This window comes from uncultured Nocardioides sp., from assembly GCF_947488025.1.
In the GTDB taxonomy this organism is placed as follows: Bacteria; Actinomycetota; Actinomycetes; order Propionibacteriales; family Nocardioidaceae; genus Nocardioides.
This window is the reverse complement of the sequence record NZ_CANKYS010000007.1, coordinates 33,907-53,506: the sequence shown is the minus strand read 5'-3', so window position 1 is coordinate 53,506 and position 19,600 is coordinate 33,907. Positions and strand designations below refer to the sequence as shown.

The following is a 19,600-nucleotide window of genomic DNA, read 5'->3' as shown; positions in this document are numbered from 1 at the left end:
GCGGAGCCGCGTCGTGACGAGGTCGCGCTCGAGGGGGCCGAGCGTGGGCTGGAGGAGACGCGCGGTCGGGACGTGCTGGCCCGCCCCGCGGGGCACCATCGGCAGGGGCGAGCGTGAGATGCGGGTGAGGTCGACGCCCGACGAGCCGTCCGCCACAGCTGTGACAATCTTCATCCCCACCCAGAGACCCGTGGCCCGGGAGAGCGCGACCGCGTGCAGTCCCAGCTCGATGACGTCCTGGCTGTCGGCCGGGTAAAGGTAGGGGATGTTGAGGTCGGCCAGGGCCAGATCGGAGGCGCAGGGCACGCTCGAAGACTTAGCGGCCGGATCGTCGCCAACGAGCACGAGGGCGCCGCCGGCCGGGTGGGCGCCCATCAGGTTTCCGTGCCGCAAGGCGTCCTTGGCCCGGTCGAGGCCTGGGGCCTTGCCGTACCAGATGCCCAGCACGCCGTCCCGGACGGCTCCGTCGAGGGTGTTCGCCAGCTGGGAGCCCTGGACCGCTGTCGCGGCGGACTCCTCGTTCAGGCCGGGAACGAAGACGACGTCGTTGGCCTCAAGCAGCCCCTTCTGCCGCCCCAGCTCGAGGTCGTACCCGGCGAGGGGCGACCCCTCGTACCCCGAGATGAACGTCGCGACGTCGCGACCTGCGTCGAGGTCGCGCCGGTGCTGGTCGATCGGCAGTCGCGCGAGGGCCTGCACACCGGTGAGCTGTACGCGGCCGACCTCGGCCGAGTACCGCTCCTGGGGTGTGACCGTCCCCGACGAGTGCGGCGCAACCGTGACATTCATGGAGTGCTCCTCAAGAGGTGTGCGAATCCTTCGTCTACCAACGGCGCTGTTGGGGTTCGCGGGCGGCGAGCAGACGTGCACGCTGGGATGCGAACGCGTTGGGCCGAGCCTCGGCTGAATGGCGTCCTATTGGCAACAAGCTTCTTCCCGAGTGATCACTCTGGCCGGTCAGCACCCGGCTCAGCGGCCGAAACGTGCCATGCTGAGCAGCATGGGTCCTATCGACGCCACCGACGCCCGCATCCTCCTTGCACTGGACGCGTCTCCTCGCGCGCCGGTCATCGAGGTAGCCGCTCGCGTGGGATTGGCCCGGCGAACTGTGCAGCACCGCCTCGGCCGCCTTGAGGAGGAGGGGTTGCTGCAGCTGAACAGCACGCGCGCAATCGTCGACAACCTGGGGTTCAGGGTGCGAGCAGTCATATCGGCCGAAGTTCAGCAAGACCACCTCGCCCCTGTCGTCGAGGACCTGGCACGAAGATCGAGTCCCGTGGCGTGGTGGAAGTAGCGGCGCGTGGCGCTCTGCTGGTTTGAACTATGCCGTGACGGCGGCGGGGGTGTCGATTGCCTCCTCGTTGGAGTTGCTGGCGGGGGCCAGGGCGGTGGGCTCGGGCGGGGTGAGTAGTGCCATGGAGCTCTCGGAGAGGTAGCGGCGATCGGCGACCTGCCACTCGTCGTGGGCCTCGATCAGCACGCACGCGGTGAGTCGGTGCAGGGCGGCGGGGTTGGGGAAGATCCCGACGACCTCGGTGCGCCGCTTGACCTCGCGGTTGAGCCGCTCCAAGGGGTTGGTCGACCAGATCTTCGACCAGTGCGCTTCGGGGAAGTCGGCGAACGCGGTGATCTCTTCGCGTGCATCACGCAGCATTGCGGCCACGTCGGGGAGCTTGGGTTCGAGCATGGTCGCGACGACCTCGACCTGCTCACGGACCAGCGGGCCGGTGGGTTGGGCGAAGATGGTGCGGATCGTGGTCGCGACCATCGCCGAGGACGCCTTCGGCACCCGGGTCAGCACGTTGCGCATGAAGTGGACCCGGCAGCGTTGCCACGTCGTGCCCGCCATGACCTGGTCGACCGCGGCCATCAGCCCGCGGTGGTGATCGGAGATCACGAGCTGCACGCCGTCCAGGCCGCGTTCGCGCAGCCCGCGCAGGAACTCGGTCCAGAACGCTTTGGACTCGCTGTCGCCGACCTGGGAGCCCAGCACCTCACGGCGTCCGTCGGCGCTGACGCCGGTGGCGATCACGACGGCCTGGGACACCACCCGTCCGTTGACGCGGGCCTTGCAGTAGGTCGCGTCCAAGAACACGTACGGGAACGCGCAGTGGTCCAGCGGGCGGGTGTCGTAGGCGGCGACCTGCTCGTCGAGGCCGGCGCAGATCCGCGACACCTCGGACTTGCTGATCCCGGTGTCGACGCCCAGCGCGACCACGAGGTCGTCGACCTTGCGGGTGGACACGCCGTGGACGTAGGCCTCCATGACCACCGCGTGCAACGCCACGTCGACGCGTCGGCGTGGTTCGAGCAGGGTCGGGAAGAACGACCCGGTCCGCAGCTTGGGGATCTTCACGGTGAGGTCGCCGGATGTCGTGGACACGGTCTTGGGTCGGGTGCCGTTGCGGTGTGTGGTGCGGTCCTCGGTGCGCTGGTGCGGCTCGGCGCCGATCACGCTGGTGGCCTCGGCATCGACTAGGGCTTGGAGCATCAGGCCGAGCATCTGACGCATCAGATCGCCGCCATCAGCGGTGCGCAGCATCTGGGTGAGCTCGAGCAGGGCAGACTGGTTCAGGGTCATCGCGTGAGTCCTGTTCTACGAGTTGATTAGAGCCTTCTCGCAGAGCCTCACGCGGTGGCCCGTTCACGTCCCGGACCGACACCCCGGCAGGGGCTGGTCCGTGGCCATGCCGGGCCCGCTACTTCCACCACTCCAGGGGACTCACCCTGGCACGAATCCCCGAGGTGCTCGACGCAGCAGCGACAACGGGCGAATGGGACCTGACGTGTCGAGTTGCTGCAAGGGATAACGACGACCTGTACAGAGTTGGACAGCAGATCCTGTCGTGCGCCGGCGTGCTGCGCACATCCACAGCCGTGCTCATGCGGGACCTGATCCAGTATCGGACCACCGGCCTGCTAGCCCGTTTGGCCGAGGAACGGCCGAAGAGGGCTTGAGAGTTCTGCGAATGATCACGAGTCAGCAGACCTGGTGCATCCAGCCGAAGGTGTCCTCGCTGCGGCCGAACTGCATGCCGACCAGCGCCTCGCGGATCTGCATGGTGAGCTCGGTGCTCGCCGGCGCCGGGGTCGTGGACGAGGGGCTGCGCAGCTCGCCGACCGGCGTGACGACGGCGGCAGTGCCGCAGGCGAACACCTCCGCGATCTCGCCCGAGGCGACGCCAGTTTGACACTCAAGCCCGCCGACACGTCTGGGCTACGGCTCGAGTTCTCCGACAGGCGGCCATGCCGGCAAACAGCCTTGAGCGGCGTCAGCGTCCTCGGATCAATCGCGCTCCGACGAGCCGTCTCCAACGTGTCCACGACTCACTCGACAACAGGCTTGCCATAAAGCCGGGCGACGCGAAGGCCTGAGCGACAAGGAACGCAGCCATCAACGCAACCGCTGTCACGCCGGTCACGGTCCCGACGTCGTCCGAGTGCTGGTGCACCACCAAGGATGCGAGCGACATCGCCGTCCAGACGACCCCGACCCACCTTGCTCGACTCGACACTTTCTGCTGTCCGAAGAGGAAGTGCGCGAGCACGACGATTCCGACCGCTGCGAACATCGAAAGCGAGATGCCGAAGGCGACCGGTCCCGGCTGGGCGCTGGCGAACACGAACACAGCTCCTAACCAAGGCACGTAGCGAAGCAGCTTTGCGCGTCGCGGGACGAGAACCCACAGTCCTACCCGCGCTGGGTTCGAGACGGGGATAACCTCTCCTCGGAGGAGCCGCATGGAGCCGCACAACAGCCAGACGACCTCCCACCCCGACCGGAGTCTTTTGACCTCACTGACGGGTAGTGAAGCGAGCCGAACCCTTCGGCTGAACGACTCTCCCGGTGCGATGGTGAGAGGCAGTCCCAGCGTGCGCGAGAGGTCCTCCCCACCGAGACCGTGCTTGGTACCGCCGAGCACCAGGTGCTCGATCGAGTCACTCCCCCGGCCGCGGTTGAAGACCCGGATGATCAGGTTGTAGTCGTCAACCACCATGTGCAGACGCAGGGACGGGCCGCTGAGCCGCCACGACACCACCGCCCAGATGAACGACGAGACGGCAACCAGAGCCGAACACCCAGCGAGCGTGCGCGCAACCCAATCGGTTGCCAACAGTCCCCCTCGACTTAGACCAGCGCGAGTGTCGCAGCATACAAACATCGGCCCTGAACGACCCGCGGCAACGCTCAGGCGTCGCGACTCACTTACTCGACGGTGCGCGCCTCGCCCAATGCGACGCGCGATCACAGTCGCATGGCACAGGGAAGACATGACCCCGAACCAGATACATGCGCCCAGTGCGGGCGCGCCCGAGCAGCGCAGCGACAACGCAGGACTCCTCCGCGTGAAGCTCAAGGACTACTTCCACCCCGACTGCGGCGACGCCTACAACTTCGCGTGGGCAGCTGACCGCCTCCACTTCGGCATCCGGATCGAGAACATGGCCGATGACGAAGGCAACATGTGTGTCGAGGTGACCCTCTACAACGAAGTGCCCGCCCTCGACTGCCGAGACGTCGCTGCTTGGTGGCCTTTCCCGAGGGGCTGGGCGACGCGACCGGAAGTTCCCCTCACGGATGACGAACTGTGGGATGCCCTGCACGATCCGCGGTGGGAGGCAGAACACGCCCGCGCGTTCATGCTGCGTGTGACTCACGACTCGGCGTGTTGTCCAGTCGCTCGCCCCGCACACGCCGTGACTCGAGACGAGTGGTTCGTCGACTTCTCCGGACTCCCGTTGGCCGGCGACCTCGACTACACGTCGTTCCCCCACACTGAGTTGCTTTCCAGCGGCCGCGCCGTGTAGCCGAAAGGCCATCGCAAGGGCGGCGGCTCTCGACCGGCCGCAACCTGGCGGCGCCTCGTGGGGCAGAGGAGCCGAGCTGGGTATCGGACCCTGAATCAGAGGGTGGCGACGCAGGTCGTCCGGCAACGTTCGAGATCACCTGGGCTGCGTTGCGGCGTATCGCGACTAGTTGTACCCGGCCATCAGGTTGGTAGCACGCGGCTGATCGGTGGCTTGCCTCCGAGTGCGCTGTGGCGTCGTTCAGTGTTGTAGTGCTCCAGCCAGGGTGCAAGTGCGGCTGCGCGGGCGTCGTTGCTGGTGAAGCCGTGGCGGTAGGCCCACTCGGTGGCCAGGGTGCGGTTGAGCCTTTCGACCTTGCCGTTCTGCCAGGGGCAGTGGGGTCGGATGAACTTCTGCTTCGCGCCCAGGGCTGCGCAGACGCGCTTGACGTCGTTGGGGACTGCTGCACGAACGGGTGACAATGTTGGTTAGGCCGCCTGGGTCGCGGCCGGCTTCATGATCAACTCGTATTCGACCGGGGTCAAACGTCCGAGAGCGGCCTGGCGACGACGTCGGTGGTAGGTCTTCTCGATCCAAGTCACGATGGCAATCCGCAGCTCCTGACGCGTCGGCCAGGCTCGTCGGTTGAGGACGTTCTTCTGCAGCAGCGCGAAGAACGACTCCATTGCTGCGTTGTCGCCTGCCGCCCCGACTCGGCCCATGGAGCCGACCATCGAGTGACGGTTGATCGCGTGGACGAACTTCCTGCTTCGGAACTGGGACCCGCGGTCGGTGTGAACCACACAGCCGGCCACATCACGACGGCGAGCAGCGGCGTTGTTCAGCGCCGCGACCGCCAGCGACGACTTCATGCGTGAGTCGATGGAGTACCCGACGATCCGGTTGGAATAGACGTCCTTGATCGCGCAGACATAGAGCTTGCCCTCGCCGGTCCAGTGTTCCGTGATGTCGCTGAGCCAGAGCTCGTTCGGGCGGTCGGCCCTGAACTCGTGCCGGGTCACGCCGTGCTTGTCGGTGACGGCGCACAGGTCGTCGTGGACCGGCGGGCCGGGCTTCTTGGTGTTGCCGCCGCGCTTCTTGCCGTGCGTGGACCACCAGCCCAGGTCCGAGCAGATCTTCCAGGCGGTCCGCTCGGCCATCGGCTCACCAGCCTCCTTCGCCTCGTCGACGAGGAATCGGTAGCCGAACTCGGGGTCGTCGCGATGAGCGTCGAACAGTGCGTTGGCACGGTAGGCCGCGGTCAGCTCGGCATCGGTGACCGGGCTGGCCAGCCAGCGGTAGTAGGGCTGGCGGGCGATCTTCAAGACCCGGCACGTCACCGTGACGGGGACCCCGTCGCCGGCCAGCTCGCGGACGAGCGGGTACATCATTTTCCCGGCAGGTGAGCCTGCGACAGATAGGCGGCAGCCCGGCGCAGCACCTCGTTCTCCTGCTCGAGAAGCTTGATCCGCTTATTCGCCTCACGCAGCGCGTCGGACTCGCTACCCGACTGGGGCGAGCCAGACGACCGGGTCGAGTTCTTCTCCTCGATCGCGAGCCAGCGCTTCAGGCACGACGGCGAGATACCGAAGTCCTTAGCGACCTGAGCCATCGAGGCATCGGAGTCCTTATAGACCCGGATCACGTCCTCGCGGAACTCCTTGGGAAACGCCTTCGGCATGGTGCACATCCTTCCAGCGCCGACACATCGACGCAGATCAGATGTCACCTATCCGTGCATCAGTCCCAGGTGACGCCGCAGCGTCTCAAGTGAGCCTCGAGACAGAGCCGGCGGTGTGTCGAGTGCGGCGTGCGCGGAGATGGCGACGGTCTCTTTCGAGTCGGTGATACGTGATGGGGGGCATGTTGATGCGCACCAGTGGGTCCGCCGAGCCTTCCTACGAGACTCCGCGGACGGCAGCCCAGTGTGCCTCAGCCTCGGCCTGAGCTAGGCGCGCTTCGAAGATCTCGACACCTCTTGCGCCCAAGCGCGCGATGTCAGGCTCTTCCGAGGCCGCGAGGACCCGACACGTCTCGACGTGACGCGCGTAGCGTTCGTGGTCCTCTCCAGTCATCGTGCCGACATCAAGGGTCCAGACGATGTCGTCGGGCTCCCAACCCAAGGGGCGCAAGGCTTCGGCGAGGGTCCTGAGCGAAAACCGCGGATTGACTTGGTAGCGCGTGGCGCTCACGAGAGCATCTGCGGTGAATGCGAAGCCGGGCTCGCCGACCGTCTTCTTCACCCATTCGACATCTTGTCCGGCCAGAACCCAGAAGATCTCCCGCGCGCGTCGCGTGCCCGACACGCGGTTCCACAGGGCGTCACGTTCGTCGTTCGACAGTTGCTGCGCGCTGTCCTCCCACTGAGCGAAGTCGACGCGGCCACGGCGCTCCACTTGTTCGGCGTGCTTAGCAAGTAGGTCCGCATAGGCTCCCGGCGCGGTCTTGACCAGTGCGCTGAGCGTTTGTGCCTGGGTGTGGGGCTTGAGCATGTCGTTCGGAAGCGCGAGCTCCGACAATGCCTCGACCCAGTAGCCATCGTCAGGTAGGCCGTCGTCGTAGGCATGGTCTGCAATCCACACGGCAGCCGCAGTACTCCGCACGGCCGAGTCGCGGTGGGTGAACAGCAACCGGCGAGTGTGTTCGTCGATACCGTGCAATGCGAGCGATTCGTCCAGCATCGCGACGTCCTCGACGGTCAGTTGAGAGATCACGGCTTCGACAATTCGCCCGTCGATGGGCTCAGGCCGTTCGGCGAGAACCACCTCGATGAAGGTCGCGCGGCTGTCGGGGTCGCTCATCAGTTGCTCAGCCATGGCTCCGGTGAGCGAGTCCGTCTCCAGACAACGGTCCATGAATGCCCCCGCGAAGCGGGCCAAGCCAGCTTTGGCGGCTGCTTCGAGCCAGTCGCCGGGCCGTACGTCCGGTAGCCGCGCAATGTGCCTCATGATCCAAGAAGGCGCTGTTCCGTTGCGGAGGGTTGAGAGGTCCTCGCGGTGCTCGTCGATCCATGCCATCAGGACAGCCGGGTCTTGGTCGAGGTATGGCTGCAGGGCCGCCGTCAGTGCCGTCTCCTTCACCCGCGCGGACTTGTCACGATCTCTGCGCTGCACGCGGTGGTGTCGGTCTGCAACGAGCGACGCGAACAAGGGGTCGGGTTCCTCAAGGAGCATTCCCAGGGAGTGCGTCACCTCGTTGAACTTGGCGCGCAGACCGGGCGATCGCACGGCGTGCGCGACCTCCTGCGCGAGCGCGGTAGCGATCTCACGGCTCACTCGTTGCTGCTCTGCGCTCACGTTGCCGCCGTACGGCAGGCCTCGACCGTCCGCGAGCCGTACCCACTTGCCAAGGAGATCTAGAAGCCTGCTCGCTTGGGGTCGGGTGAAGTGAGGTGCGCGTCGGACCAGTTCGGGGCGCATGGCTTCGAAGAGTCTGACCATGTCGTCGGCCGGCCACGCGAAAGACCGAAGGACGACTTGGCGGTGTACTTCGGGACTCATGTAGTTGTCGTCGAAGATGGGCTTGAGCGCCTCGCAAGCCAGCCCAACCCAGAGCGTGTCGGATAGCCGGTCGGGAAACTTGTGCCCGATTAGCTCCAATAGGCCGGCGAGTTCGTCGACGTCTGGGAGATCACCACTCAACGGAGCCCTTGCCGCATCAACCAGCGCCTCGACAATCGAATCAGTGTGCCAGTCCCTGGCCGCCAACTCTTCCAGTACTCCGAAAAGGCGGTCCAGGTCCGCGGCGCCGCTAGCATCTAGCCTTTCCGCGACGTGCGTGGCGAGTAGCGTCGCGTGCTTCACCGCTGTGGCGGGGTTCCCGGCATGACAGGCGTCCTCGATCCGGGACACCAAGTATCCGGATACAAAGGCAGCCTGTGGTCGGCCAATGGCGGCGTACGTGCGAAGCAACTCGTTGTGGTCGACGTGCCTGCCGCCAGCCAACAGGTCAAGGACTTCGGCATCCGATGGCACGACGGCCCTCGGTGCCCCCGTCAACCTGGCGTAGATCTGGTGTTGCACCACCTGGGCCGCGGCTTCGGGAATGGCCTCCTTCAGATCTCGAAGCCGTACTGGGCTCGGGTGGCTGGAGAAGAACACCTCTGAAGCCAGGCTTCCCGCGACTACCCGCGGGGCGACCTCGAAGGTCTGTTCCAAGGTCGGCTCGGTGGTCCCATAGGCGTGTCGTTGCTGCACGTCGACGAGGCCTGCGATCGCCACGGATCGCAGCAGCTGCAGGAACGTGGCGTAGCGAAGCTGCAGCAGATTCGCCAGACGGTGTGCCTGGTCCTCGTCGATTCGGCCCACAAGCGCGATGCATCCCAGAATCTCGCGTGCGTCGTCTGGCGCGTTGAGGCGACGAAGGGCAGTTAGCACCTGCGCTCGGAGCGCGTCGCCAGTCCACACCGATTGCCAGTCACCGTGTCGAACGAGCAGGTCGGCCAGCCGTAGTGCCCACGCGGGTCTGCCCTGCGCCTGGTCGAGTAGGTGCGCCAACACAGCGACCCGGGTGATGCCTCGTAGCCGTAGGAGCTTGCCCATGTCCTCCCGGCTGAGCAGGTCGACATGCACCTTGGTGGCGTCGACGAGTACATCAGCGACGTGGTCGGTCTCGTGCGGCCAGCAGGTCGTTGCGATCCGAAATCTCATCCCCTCCGCGGCCCTGACGCGTAGCAGCGTGCGCAGGTCTTGGATTCGGCCGCCGGCGTCGTCGACTACAACGACATCAGGAGCTGCGCTGATGAGGTCGTCGAGGAGTTGCTGAGGATCGACCGGATCTTCGAGGAAGAGGGCGCCGCTGAGGCGTGCCGCGACGTGGCTCTTTCCGACACCCGGCACGCCCCAGATGATGAGGTCCCCAGGCTCGTGGTCTGCCAGATAGATCTCATGATCGCGTCCCACAGAGGGGAGTTGCCGTTCGTCCGGCAGCGCCCCGCGCGGTTCGCGGGAGAAGCTGAAGGGGCGGCCCTCGATGGCCAGAATTTTGGAACGCCAGTCTGGATTCGCTCGGAACTGCTCGGTGAACCATGCCCGGTCGTGAACTTGGAGGAGCTCGCACTCGAACTCAGCCGCGATCGCTTGCAGTTTGTCCCGTCGTCTGCGGTTCACCTCTGCGAGGTTGGCCGCGATTACATACTCGACACCGCGTCCGTGGCGCCTCATCGACTCCAGGCTCCCGCGCAGGCTCCGGCGCGCGCCGTCCCAGGTGCGCGAGGAGGTGATGACCACTCCCACAGCTCTATCGTCGGTCCCGATCTCTGCGTCCAGCCCGTAGTCGGTGCCGCCGGTGATAGGGACGAGTCCGGGGTAGGTGGAGGCGTGGTCAGCGGTGAGTACCTCAAACACGAGCGCAGGCACCGCAGACAGGGCCTCTCGCAGCAGATGCTCGACGGGTACGGCATCTCGGCTTGAGTTCACGTCTGTCAGACGATCCCACTGCTCCGGCTCATAACGCGCCAGCATGGACAGGCGGAACAGCACGGCCCACCACACGACCAGCGGGTGCACCGGCCGTTCTCCGCCGTCTAAGGACGGGTAAACGCGCCATCCATCCCTGCTTCTGACACCAATCGATGCCGCGACCGCGGCGAAGCTTGCAGTGGCGACGTCCTGCTTGTCCCACTGGAGCAGCACCGAGCATGTGCCGTCGTCGTGCAGATACATACCGATCGGTTCTCCGCTGGCTCTAAAGGGCGAGCAGCGGGACAAGGCCGGGTACCGCGACAGGAAGGTGTGCACCGCGTCGGCCTGCGCCGCGTAGTTCGCGCCGAGGGTCGCTACGTATGGCGGAGGCATCTCGACGTCTCGTGCGAGCCAGTCTGGCAAGTTCGACACGAACATGGCAGGTATGCCGCCCGCCCACATCGACGTTTCCGCCGTGATCAAGAGGGAGCGATCCTCGCCACCTCCGGACAGGGGCTGCGGCTCGGCCTCCGCCAGCAACGGCCACAGCGCACCTAAGGCGGTCTTCTCGGGCAGACGGGAAGATGCCATGATCTCGCGGATTCGCCCGAAGGACCCGCCTTCATGTGGAACGACGGTGAGGCTCGCGAGTGGGCCGCCCGGCGTCGCATCCCCACCGATCCCTATGCCGTGTTGGTTGAGGCGCCACGAGTCGCTCGCGAGCGCTGCCGCGATTGCTCGGCCTGCTTGTGAGAGAGCATAGAAGGCAAGGATTGGCCTGGTCGCGACTCCCACCGCTGCCGCGGCAGCGAAGAGCTGTTCCGACTGCTCGAGCGCCGAAGTGAACACTCGCTTCCGGTCGGACCGGCCACCCAGCGCCGGCGGGGATGAGCGAAGTGAGCGCAGGCCGCTCCACGCTCCTCCGAGCGCGGCACCGGTCACGCCCCGGGACGCCTCGCCGTCCGTGGGGGAAGTCGAATCTAGCCACACTCCGCTCAGGGTACGGCGACGCACGGGCGAGTCGGGCGTCAACCGCACCTCAGTAGTCGTGCAGCCCGATGTGGTCGACGAGGAAGAGGTACTTGCGGTTGTCCATGGCGAAGTAGATCCGTCCGCACTCGTTGGCCGGCTTTGCGTCGTCAACCTTCACGTGCGGTTCGGCCGGGTAGCTGTAGTCACCTGACTCGATGCTGTTCGGCGTCAGGTTCGAGTCGAACATGGCGATCTCGATCTCGAACTCGGTGGCGACGTCCTCGAGGCGCTGCCCCAGCGATCCATCGTTCTCGTGGTACCGGCGGGCGATCGCCGCGAGCGCTTGGACATGTTTGAACATGCGTGCGGGGTCGGGGTACGGGTTGTCCTTCAACTGACCTCGCGCACGCTGGGTCAGTTTGAAGTGGTCGCCTTCCAGCTCCTCGATGAGGCGTTTGCCTTCCACCCAGTCCTTGGGCTTCGTGACGGTGTCCTGGTCGGTCGCTTGTCCGAGGGAGAGCGGGTTCATCTCGCGCAAGTGCATGTCGAGCTCGAGGACGTGCTCGGCGAAATCCGTCGCCCCTGCGGTTCCCAGCAGCTGCGCGTACCCGTGCGGACGGAAGCGTCGGTAGGGGCCCAAGAAGGTCTCAGGAACAGGTATCGACCCATCGGCGACGAGCAGCCCGTCTGGCGGCTTGGTCCTCAGGTCGCTGAGCACCCGAGGCTTCTTGCTCCAAGCGTTCGCGTACACCTCCAGGTTCACACCATGCAGACCGGCGACCAACGCGAGGAGCTTCTTCCAATCGTCAGGAAGATGCGGCTCATTGGCTTCGTCGTTGAGCAGCATGACCACCGTGGTCCACGGCGCACTGGTGCCTTCTGCCTGCGGGCGCAGCCCCACCGCGTCGATGACCTGCAATGACATCGCGGAAGCGAGCGCTTCAACATCGCCGTCGAACCATTCCTCCTCGTGGGAGACGATCTCCGAGGCACCGAAACCGCGAAGGTTCTCCACGATGATGGTGCGCGAGAGCCCGAAGACCACGCTGCCGCCACCCTCGAAGGCGACCGCCGCCAGCAGATGAACAGGGTTGTTCTCCCGGCGCCACGTCGAGTGGTCGATACGCTGCCGATCGAACCACTCGTCCTCAGGAACCGGCAGGGGGGCCACGAAGGTTGGGCGAGCCAGTAGGGCCGCCCGCGCCTCGGGGACATGTTCCGCTGGCAGCGGGACTCGGTCGGCGTGTGCCTCGTCTTGCCACACGCCCAGTCCCTCGACCTGCTTGGGCAACACGAGGTTGCCGTGGTCGGGCACGCGCAACTTTGTCTTGGGTTCCAGGCCTTCGGGCCACCCCTCGCCAGCGCGCACCTCGTGTGTTCGGCGCACGCTCGACGTGATGTCGTGGAGCGTGTGCATGAGTCAGTCCTCCAGCAGATATCCCACCGGGATGCGGAGAACACGCAGCTCCTCTTCCGGCATCCGGTCGATCGCCTGGTGCAACAGGTTGCGGAGCTGCTCCTCGGCCTCGCTGCCGGAGCGGCGCCGGGATCGTGAGGAGGGCGACCGGTGGCTCTGCATTGTCAGGATAATGCTGCCGGCAGCGTCGACGAGAGCGCGTGCAGGTGCTGCTGCCGCTGCAGTCGCCGCTGTCTCGTGAGCCTTCGCCGAAGCCGGAGGAGAGCCCTCGGTGACGATCCGGACGTCCGCGAGCCCGGGGTCGTCGTCCTTCCACTTCTGCAGATGGGCGAGGACGTTGGTTGCCAGGGACTGCTGCCAGCGGTCTTGAGCGGCAGGCTCGTTCCGGAGCACGGTGCTGAAGAGTTTGGCTGGCTTATCGCCGTGCAGTGCCCCGACCAGCAGACTTCGCAACTGCTCGTCGTCGAGCGCAGTCGCGAATCGTTCCATCCATCCAATCTGCGTTCGGATCGGGACGGCTGGAACGAGCACCAGAGTAGGATCGCCTTCATCGACTCGCCCGCGGACTTGGCTGAATTTCACCGGCTCGAGAGGGACGGGCTTTGTCGGCAGTGTGAGCACCCGGTCCTGTTCCAGGTCCAGATAGTGGTCGACGTCAGGTGCCCAGTCGAGTACTGCTCGCCACAGGTCTCGGCGAACGCGTACGTGCCCCTTGGGGCGTGCGGCCCCTCCGCGTACCGACACGAGCAGGTCGCCCGGTCGGTCTGTGTGGAGGGTTACTAGCCCCTCTGCCTCTGCCAGGGCGAGGAAGTCTCTGAAGCGCTGGAACCCCAGCGCTTTCGGGTCGAACCCGTCATAGGTGAGCTGCTTCATCGCGATCCGCACCTCGCTGGCAGTCGGTGCGCGATCCCCTACCGTCCGTGAGGCTACGGCCGTCTCGAGGACTTTCAGCGCATCAGCGACGAGGTCGCCGGATCCTGCGACTGCCTCGGGCTGCTCGTCGCTGTTCGACATCTACTACTCCACATCGTTGAGGGCAGAAGGAGCCGAGCCCCAACGGGCTCGGCTCCTTCTGCAGTCGTCTGTGGTAGCAGTACCGGCATCAGCTTCTCGCCAACCGCGCTTCCCCTCGGGGGTTCGTCGGCCGTTGTGTCCTGTCTACCGTGCATCAACAGAACTGGTCCACGAACTGGTTGGCGAGTTCGACCCTGGTCTTGACGAGCGTCGACTTTGTCAAGGTCAGAGTTACAGCACTCTCCGAGACAGATAGTAGGGCTGTATTGGCTCAGATATCAAGAATCGGCGCTACCGGTACGATCACGCCGGGTAATGGAATCGGACTACGTCCGCCGGCGTGATCGTACCGGTGGAGTCAATCACCGTCCCGCTGCCTGCTTCCTCGGCGTGTCGCCGCTCCTTGCCCGGGGCCGCCGACGCCTCCGTGGCAAGCGCCTGGCCGATCGGCTCAGAGCTGCGCTCAGAGGTGCCGGGCTCGGATTGCCCAAGGCGGCGACGCGCCGTTCCCAACCCGTGCTGATTCCGACGCCACGCCCTCACGCGACTTGGGCGTCGCCAATGTGACACTGTATTCGTCCTAACATGACGTCGTGAACGACACCGCCTCCTCCTCCCAGGCCCTTCCACCCACACCTCCCGCCAGCCTCGAGGACCTGCAGGTCACGCTCTCGCTCGACGAACACTCCGGCCCCCGAGTCGCTGGCTGGCGTGACTACTACGTCGCGAAAGGCGAAGAATGGTCTCCGCTCGTCGATCTGTGTGTGGACGATCTGCACAGCCGGAAGCTCTGCTACTCGTGCGGACGGGACGCGAGCCTGTTAGTACGCGGCGAGTTCCCTTGGGTGTGCAGTCGATGTGAGCCCGCCGCATAGCGTTCGCAGGCAGCGAATGGCACCGACTTGGCCGCCTGCTACGCCCGGGCTCGCCCTCAATGCGGCAGCGAGGCGGTCACGTGCGCGCGTGGGACTCCGCGAGGGCGAGCACTGGCTCAAGGTCACCGTGCGAGTCCATCCACGCCAACGGAGTGAGATCGTCGAGCTCCTCATTAGGCGTCGTCATCCAACCCTCGAGGGACAGCGGATGCATTGACTGGGGCAAGACGGCAAGCACTTCTCGCAGACCTTTCAGCCGCTGCGGCTGCGGGAACTGCCAAGAGGGGAAGCCGAGCCTGCGGTGGACGCGTACGGCGTACAAGTCGCCGGTACGGGCGCAGCGCCGCACTGTCGAAGGCGACCGGTTCAGCCGACGGGCCACGGCAGCCACGTCGAGAAAAGGGGAGGCCGCAGCTCTCGTCCTTTCCGCAATCTCAGCGAGCCGCTGTCGAGCCGCCGCCATAACCTCGGGATCGAACGAGTTATGCGGAAGTCCGGAGTCGATGAGGAACTGCCTCTCCGCTGCGGTCATGACCGAGTAGCCAGCCGCGAGACCGCCCCCGCGCCCGTCCGTTGGGCTTGGCGCCGCACCACGCTCCATGTTGCAACGGTACGCCCCGGTTGCGGTGGCATACGGCCTCGTCGAGGGAGCGTCGTCTTGAAACCCGTTGATGGCTCTTCGGCGTTCGCCGGCGAACTCAGGACAGCATTGTGTCGCTGTCTCGGGTGGAACCGCCGCGCCTCGGAGTCAGTCCATCTCGGAACCCCTATTTCTCGCGGCTCGCGTAGGTCTTCGCGCGTGCGACCAAGGTGAGGCTGGGGGCAGCGCGTCGACGGGTCGTCCGTCGACATGTTCCGGCAACACGTAGACGGGTGACCCGCCGCGTCTCTCGGCGAGGCGGACGACCAGGCCCTTCGTGCGAAGCTCCTCGAGCGTCGCCTCGATGTCCTGAGTGCTGACGTGACTGATGTCTGCGTTCATGTCCTCCCTGTGCCACCTTGGCTTCGCCGCGAGCAGAGCTGAAACAGCTTCGAGCCGCGGGTCGTGCCCGCCGGGGCCAGCCCCTGCGCGAGACGAGGTCGAGGTGTGGCGAACGAACTATCAAAGAGAACAAGGAAGTACAAAGAGGTACAAAGAGGCACAGAGTGAGCAGCGTCGTTGCTGACGCGACCGCGCCGCCGAGGTGCAGTTCGTATGCGAACTAGTCGTCGATCATGCCAGCGACGATCGCGTCGTTGGCGATCTCGAACAGGGGCTTCTGCAGCCATACGCGGACTGTGGGGCGCATGAAGGACAGCACGCTGACTGGTGTGCGCAGCTCGGTCTCAACATCGATGAAGTTCGCAACCACGTTGCTGGTGATGAGGGTGATCGGCCCCACCTGAAGGACGTCCGCGTTGCGCTGCAATGGGCCAGGGACGCGCAGACCGTTGTCAGCGCCGAGCATCGAGAGCAATGCGGCGCACATGTGTCGCCCCAGATGCCACGGTTGGGAGTCCGTACGGGGCGCCCACGCGGTCAGCCCCTTGTGCACCGCGGCCGCCGCCGCGTGCGGGAGAACGGCTCGATCTCGGCCCGACAGCCGCTGATCACGAAGAGCGGTGGACGTAGGCACGGTGCACAGGGACGGGAGATCGTGCGGCGCCATGGCGATCTCACCGGAAGATCTTCACCCATGAGGTACCCTTCGACCCGGAGGGCTGAAGGGGCATGCCCTCGAAGGGTACCTCGCGTGTCAAGTTTTTCGGCGGGGTATCCATGGCGCCGCACGATCTCCCGTCCCTGGTGCACGAAACCCAGTCGTGAAGGCTGTTGACCTCACGATTCCTCGCGCTAACGCTAAGCGTGTGTACATAATGGTGTAACACGGCCAAGCGGCATGTCGCGTCGTACCACCAGACGACAGCACGATCACCAGTGGGAGGTGAACATGGTCTCGCGCACCTTGCGGGCCGGCATCGAAGGCGCCGGCTCCATGATGGACATCGGCGGAACTGGTTACCGCCGTCACCTCAATCGCACCCTGAAGCTCCGCAACCCCGTGTCCGACCAGCGCAACCTCGCCAAGGACTTCCGCATTGCCATCGTCACGGTGGTCGACAAGGGCGCCAAGCGCCGGTGAGTCAACAGGATCCGGACCCTACGTTGCCCGCCGGTCCGGACCGAGTCAACGAGCGCGAGATCGTCGAGACCGCCGACGGGGAAATCGTCGAAGAGTTCATCGACACGCTCGAACGAGACAGCGAGCGACCGGTCAACCAGGGTGAGCTGGCCAGAGCCCTGCGCCGCACCGTGCGCGTCTCGACGACGCACAGCGGACCGCTTCCCTCAGCGGAGTACCTGCGATCCATCGACCGGATCGTGCCCGGGAGCGCCGAACGCATCCTCGCCATGGCCGAGCGGGAGCAACAACATCGCCACACCATGGACTCCCGCCAGGCCGACATCATCGAGAAGGATGTCGATCACAACTACGACGTCACTAAGCGGGGCCAGCGCTACGGGTTGTGGATCAGCGCGTTCGTCATCGTCATCGCGGCCATCCTGGCCCTGACCGGACACCCCGAGATTGCGGCAATCCTTGCTGGCGTGGACCTCGTCGGCCTCGCAGCCGTATTCGTGATTGGACGCCTCGTTCGTCCAGGTGACGGTGCGGCCGAGGGCCAAGACCCTGCCGCCAGGTCCGTCGAAGCCGGCGGTACCGAGTCCGACGGCCCTCCAGCGATCGACACATCCCGGTCCTAGCACTCGGCACGGCCCTCCATGCTCGCCGCAGTGCCCTCACGGCGCCGAGCTATGGCACCGGAACGGGCCGCTCCGTCCACGCCCTAGCCTGAGGACATGGACTTCACATCCGAGCAGTATGAGAAGGCGCGAGACAACCTCCGCACCTCCACGGTAGGACGCGACGCCCCCGTGATCGTCCTGGGCCCCCTCCTGCAACTGCTCGGCACGAAGACCATCACGGCGGCGCTGTGCCAGTATCGCGACTCACGCACGAACGGACAGCCCGTGACGACCTGGCGCGCGGCCTGGCTCACCGACACCCACCTCTTGCACGTCAGTGCCTCCAAGAACATCGATTCCTGGAACTCTTCAGACGTCAACGAGGACGGGCCGATTCCTGATGAGCTCGAGGCGTGGTCGCGTCCTTTGAGCGATGTCGTTGCACTTGAGATCGCCGACGCAACGGTCTCCAGGCCAGCCGACGCGAAGGATTTCGCATGGGACTTCGTGTACGAGGTGGTCTTCCATGACGGACATCGCTTGGCCCTCCCGCTGTTCGGCGACTATCCGAACGACGCTCAAGAGCGCGACACCACCGCTGAGTTCTGGGCGAGCGTGCGCGACGCGGTGTGAACTGGCGTCGCTGTTCGACGCCGCCTGAGTACCGAGCTGGCTACTTCTGGGGCGAAGCGAAGTCCTGCGGGCGCGGGACCGCCGCTGGCGCCTGCCCGGAGAAGAGCATTGCGCCCTGTCCGCGTCCAGGCGCAATATCTTGCTAAGGACGTCGCGAGACACGGGGGCACGCAATGATCGACGGACCCATCATCGTCATTACTTTGACCGGCGAAAAGGACGAGAATGATGCGTTGGCACGGCTCGTTGACGACGCGCGCGCGGCCCGCACGCTTGAGGTGCTGACAAGAGGACCAGTCCATCCGGAGGTCCTGCAACAGGTCAGTGACTTCTGCGACGAGAACGACCTGCTCCTGCGGTTCCGGCCTGAGGACTAGGGCAGGAGTCGTCGGGTGAGCGGCATCATTGCGGTGGCCCGTCGCGCGGTCGCCTTGGTCAAGCCCGGCAAGGCCAAACCAGTCGTCGCCGATAAAGACTCACCGTCTGCAGACCCGCCGAACCCCTACCAGCCGGGCGCAGAAAAGATACGCACGACCGCGACTTGGCTGGCAGGAGCTCTCGCGGCAATTGCCACAGTCATGCTGGCCGGTTCGCAGCTGTCGGACATCGGCACGATGTCGCCCGAGGACGAACCGGTCCGCTTTGGTCTTGCCATCGGCGCCGCTGTAGTCGCGGTAGCGGCCGTAGCGTTTGCCGTGTACCGACTTACCGTCATACAACTACCCGCGCTGGGCGGCCTCGCACTTGCCGCGAAGCAGGCCCGTGACGGCAAGTCCGAACTGGTCAAGCTCGCTGCCAGCGACCCCGGCCTGCGAGCCGGCCGTGAGTCCGTGACAGAACTGCTAGCCGATTACGACACCGCGCGCACCGATGAGATCGATGCCACGAAGGCGGTTGAACAGGCACAACTCGACCTTGGTCTGGCGACAAAGTCCTCGGAGGTCGAAGCGCTCAAGAAGAAGATCGCGGCAAGTCAGGCGGAGGTCGACGCTGCTGCGGCTAGAGCGAAGAAGCTTCGTCCCACCGTCGTACACGTCGTTCAACTCGCCACTTACCTTGACCTCCGGGCGGCCTTCGCCCAGATGCGTAAAGGCGTCTTTGTGGCCGCCCTCGTCGCGGCCGCTGCCTTCGTGACCTTCGCTTGGGCAGCCAATCCTCCGGACCCAGAGCCCTCCGCTGACAGTGCTCTGGACGCCGTCCCCGTCTACGCCGAACTGCGGCTCACGCAGGACGGAGTGGACAGACACGCCTCACTTCTCGGCGAGGACTGCGCCGCGACATCCAAGGCGGAAGGCGTACCGGTCATGGCACTTGCATCCAGCAGTAGCGGGGTAGAGGTCGTTCTTGTGCCGAGCGAGGACTGTGCCACGGCGGCTCGTTTCGTTGTGTCCTCCGGCAACGGCACCGTCGTCGCTGCTGATCCGGTGCAACTGCCGGTGCCGACCGAGCCGGCCGAGCCGGCCGAGCCCACCGAGTCGACAACCGAGCCCCCTTCATGACGGCACGTTCCGACACGGGGTCGAGACGAAACCGAAGCGGCGGGCCACCGCTCGAGGCAAGCGCTACGTCACGCTCGCCCAGACCAGCGGGTATCGCCCGTTGCACCGTTCCCCCACCCCCACGACGAACCCACTGCCGGGCCCCAAGGTTGAGTTGTCGGCCAGCACGCGGTTCCACGTAGCGGCCTGCTTCAGCGCGGAGTCTTTGCGGACGTAGGCGAGGTGCGGGTTGAGCAGTGCGGCCTCTCGCGGCAGCGTCACGGGCGGCATGT

17 protein-coding genes and 1 pseudogene are annotated in these 19,600 nt (G+C 65.6%); 8 read left to right on the top strand and 10 right to left on the bottom strand.

Translation table 11 applies throughout. The features are described 5' to 3' along the window. The first annotated feature begins 1,000 nt into the window (after window positions 1-1,000). Window positions 1,001-1,294 (top strand): winged helix-turn-helix transcriptional regulator, encoded by a 294-nt coding sequence (locus Q1B24_RS12810; protein WP_299929004.1) that lies wholly within the window; start codon window positions 1,001-1,003, stop codon window positions 1,292-1,294. A 27-nt stretch (window positions 1,295-1,321) separates the two neighbouring features. Here Q1B24_RS12810 and Q1B24_RS12805 read toward each other — a convergent pair whose 3' ends face one another. Continuing rightward, window positions 1,322-2,581: an IS256 family transposase gene (locus Q1B24_RS12805; RefSeq protein ID WP_299929001.1), complete on the bottom strand. Its 1,260-nt coding sequence runs from the start codon at window positions 2,579-2,581 to the stop codon at window positions 1,322-1,324. Window positions 2,582-2,727: 146 nt separating this feature from the next. Here Q1B24_RS12805 and Q1B24_RS21865 point away from each other — a divergent pair, with 146 nt between their 5' ends. After that, window positions 2,728-2,958: an Lrp/AsnC ligand binding domain-containing protein gene (locus Q1B24_RS21865; protein WP_366916497.1), complete on the top strand. Its 231-nt coding sequence runs from the start codon at window positions 2,728-2,730 to the stop codon at window positions 2,956-2,958. 22 nt (window positions 2,959-2,980) lie between these two features. Here the strand turns inward: Q1B24_RS21865 and Q1B24_RS12800 are convergent, their stop codons facing one another. Beyond that, window positions 2,981-3,157 (bottom strand): hypothetical protein, encoded by a 177-nt coding sequence (locus Q1B24_RS12800; RefSeq protein ID WP_299928998.1) that lies wholly within the window; start codon window positions 3,155-3,157, stop codon window positions 2,981-2,983. Window positions 3,158-3,272: 115 nt separating this feature from the next. Continuing rightward, the gene (locus Q1B24_RS12795) at window positions 3,273-3,998 is read right to left on the bottom strand and encodes a hypothetical protein (RefSeq protein WP_299928995.1); all 726 of its coding nucleotides are present in this window, start codon (window positions 3,996-3,998) and stop codon (window positions 3,273-3,275) included. Between the two features lie 349 nt (window positions 3,999-4,347). On the opposite strand from Q1B24_RS12795, the gene Q1B24_RS12790 reads away from it, so the two are divergent. Next, the gene (locus Q1B24_RS12790; RefSeq protein WP_299928992.1) at window positions 4,348-4,809 is read left to right on the top strand and encodes a hypothetical protein; all 462 of its coding nucleotides are present in this window, start codon (window positions 4,348-4,350) and stop codon (window positions 4,807-4,809) included. Window positions 4,810-4,991: 182 nt separating this feature from the next. Here Q1B24_RS12790 and Q1B24_RS12785 read toward each other — a convergent pair. The 6 genes and pseudogenes from Q1B24_RS12785 to Q1B24_RS12760 form a co-directional block, all read right to left on the bottom strand. After that, window positions 4,992-5,228: pseudogene (locus Q1B24_RS12785) on the bottom strand (integrase core domain-containing protein); the annotation flags it as partial. 48 nt (window positions 5,229-5,276) lie between these two features. After that, a protein-coding gene (locus Q1B24_RS12780) for an IS3 family transposase (protein ID WP_299928989.1) occupies window positions 5,277-6,469 on the bottom strand; the annotation gives its coding sequence in 2 pieces (ribosomal slippage) (window positions 5,277-6,182 and window positions 6,185-6,469; 1,191 coding nt in all). 217 nt (window positions 6,470-6,686) lie between these two features. After that, window positions 6,687-11,039, bottom strand: a complete 4,353-nt coding sequence (locus Q1B24_RS12775) for a YaaC family protein (protein WP_299928986.1) — start codon at window positions 11,037-11,039, stop codon at window positions 6,687-6,689. 190 nt (window positions 11,040-11,229) lie between these two features. Further along, the gene (locus Q1B24_RS12770; RefSeq protein ID WP_299928977.1) at window positions 11,230-12,579 is read right to left on the bottom strand and encodes a hypothetical protein; all 1,350 of its coding nucleotides are present in this window, start codon (window positions 12,577-12,579) and stop codon (window positions 11,230-11,232) included. Between the two features lie 3 nt (window positions 12,580-12,582). Next, complete coding sequence (locus tag Q1B24_RS12765) at window positions 12,583-13,593, bottom strand: UPF0158 family protein (protein WP_299928974.1); 1,011 nt, start codon at window positions 13,591-13,593, stop codon at window positions 12,583-12,585. Between the two features lie 2,077 nt (window positions 13,594-15,670). Then, window positions 15,671-15,937 (bottom strand): hypothetical protein, encoded by a 267-nt coding sequence (locus tag Q1B24_RS12760; RefSeq protein ID WP_299928971.1) that lies wholly within the window; start codon window positions 15,935-15,937, stop codon window positions 15,671-15,673. Between the two features lie 462 nt (window positions 15,938-16,399). On the opposite strand from Q1B24_RS12760, the gene Q1B24_RS12755 reads away from it, so the two are divergent. The 5 genes from Q1B24_RS12755 (at window position 16,400) to Q1B24_RS12735 (ending at window position 19,328) form a co-directional block, all read left to right on the top strand. After that, on the top strand, window positions 16,400-16,591 hold the full coding sequence (locus Q1B24_RS12755) for a hypothetical protein (protein WP_299928967.1): 192 nt from the start codon (window positions 16,400-16,402) through the stop codon (window positions 16,589-16,591). Window positions 16,592-16,614: 23 nt separating this feature from the next. Next, window positions 16,615-17,214 carry a DUF2335 domain-containing protein gene (locus Q1B24_RS12750; RefSeq protein WP_299928964.1) on the top strand — a complete coding sequence of 200 codons (600 nt, stop codon included), beginning with the start codon at window positions 16,615-16,617 and terminating at the stop codon, window positions 17,212-17,214. Window positions 17,215-17,310: 96 nt separating this feature from the next. Next, entirely contained in the window at window positions 17,311-17,829 is a 519-nt protein-coding gene (locus Q1B24_RS12745; RefSeq protein WP_299928961.1) for a hypothetical protein, read from the top strand. Between the two features lie 173 nt (window positions 17,830-18,002). Next, on the top strand, window positions 18,003-18,206 hold the full coding sequence (locus Q1B24_RS12740) for a hypothetical protein (RefSeq protein WP_299928958.1): 204 nt from the start codon (window positions 18,003-18,005) through the stop codon (window positions 18,204-18,206). A 15-nt stretch (window positions 18,207-18,221) separates the two neighbouring features. Further along, window positions 18,222-19,328 carry a hypothetical protein gene (locus tag Q1B24_RS12735; RefSeq protein ID WP_299928955.1) on the top strand — a complete coding sequence of 369 codons (1,107 nt, stop codon included), beginning with the start codon at window positions 18,222-18,224 and terminating at the stop codon, window positions 19,326-19,328. 63 nt (window positions 19,329-19,391) lie between these two features. On the opposite strand, the gene Q1B24_RS12730 is transcribed toward Q1B24_RS12735, so the two are convergent. After that, complete coding sequence (locus tag Q1B24_RS12730) at window positions 19,392-19,589, bottom strand: hypothetical protein (protein WP_299928952.1); 198 nt, start codon at window positions 19,587-19,589, stop codon at window positions 19,392-19,394. Window positions 19,590-19,600: the final 11 nt, after the last annotated feature.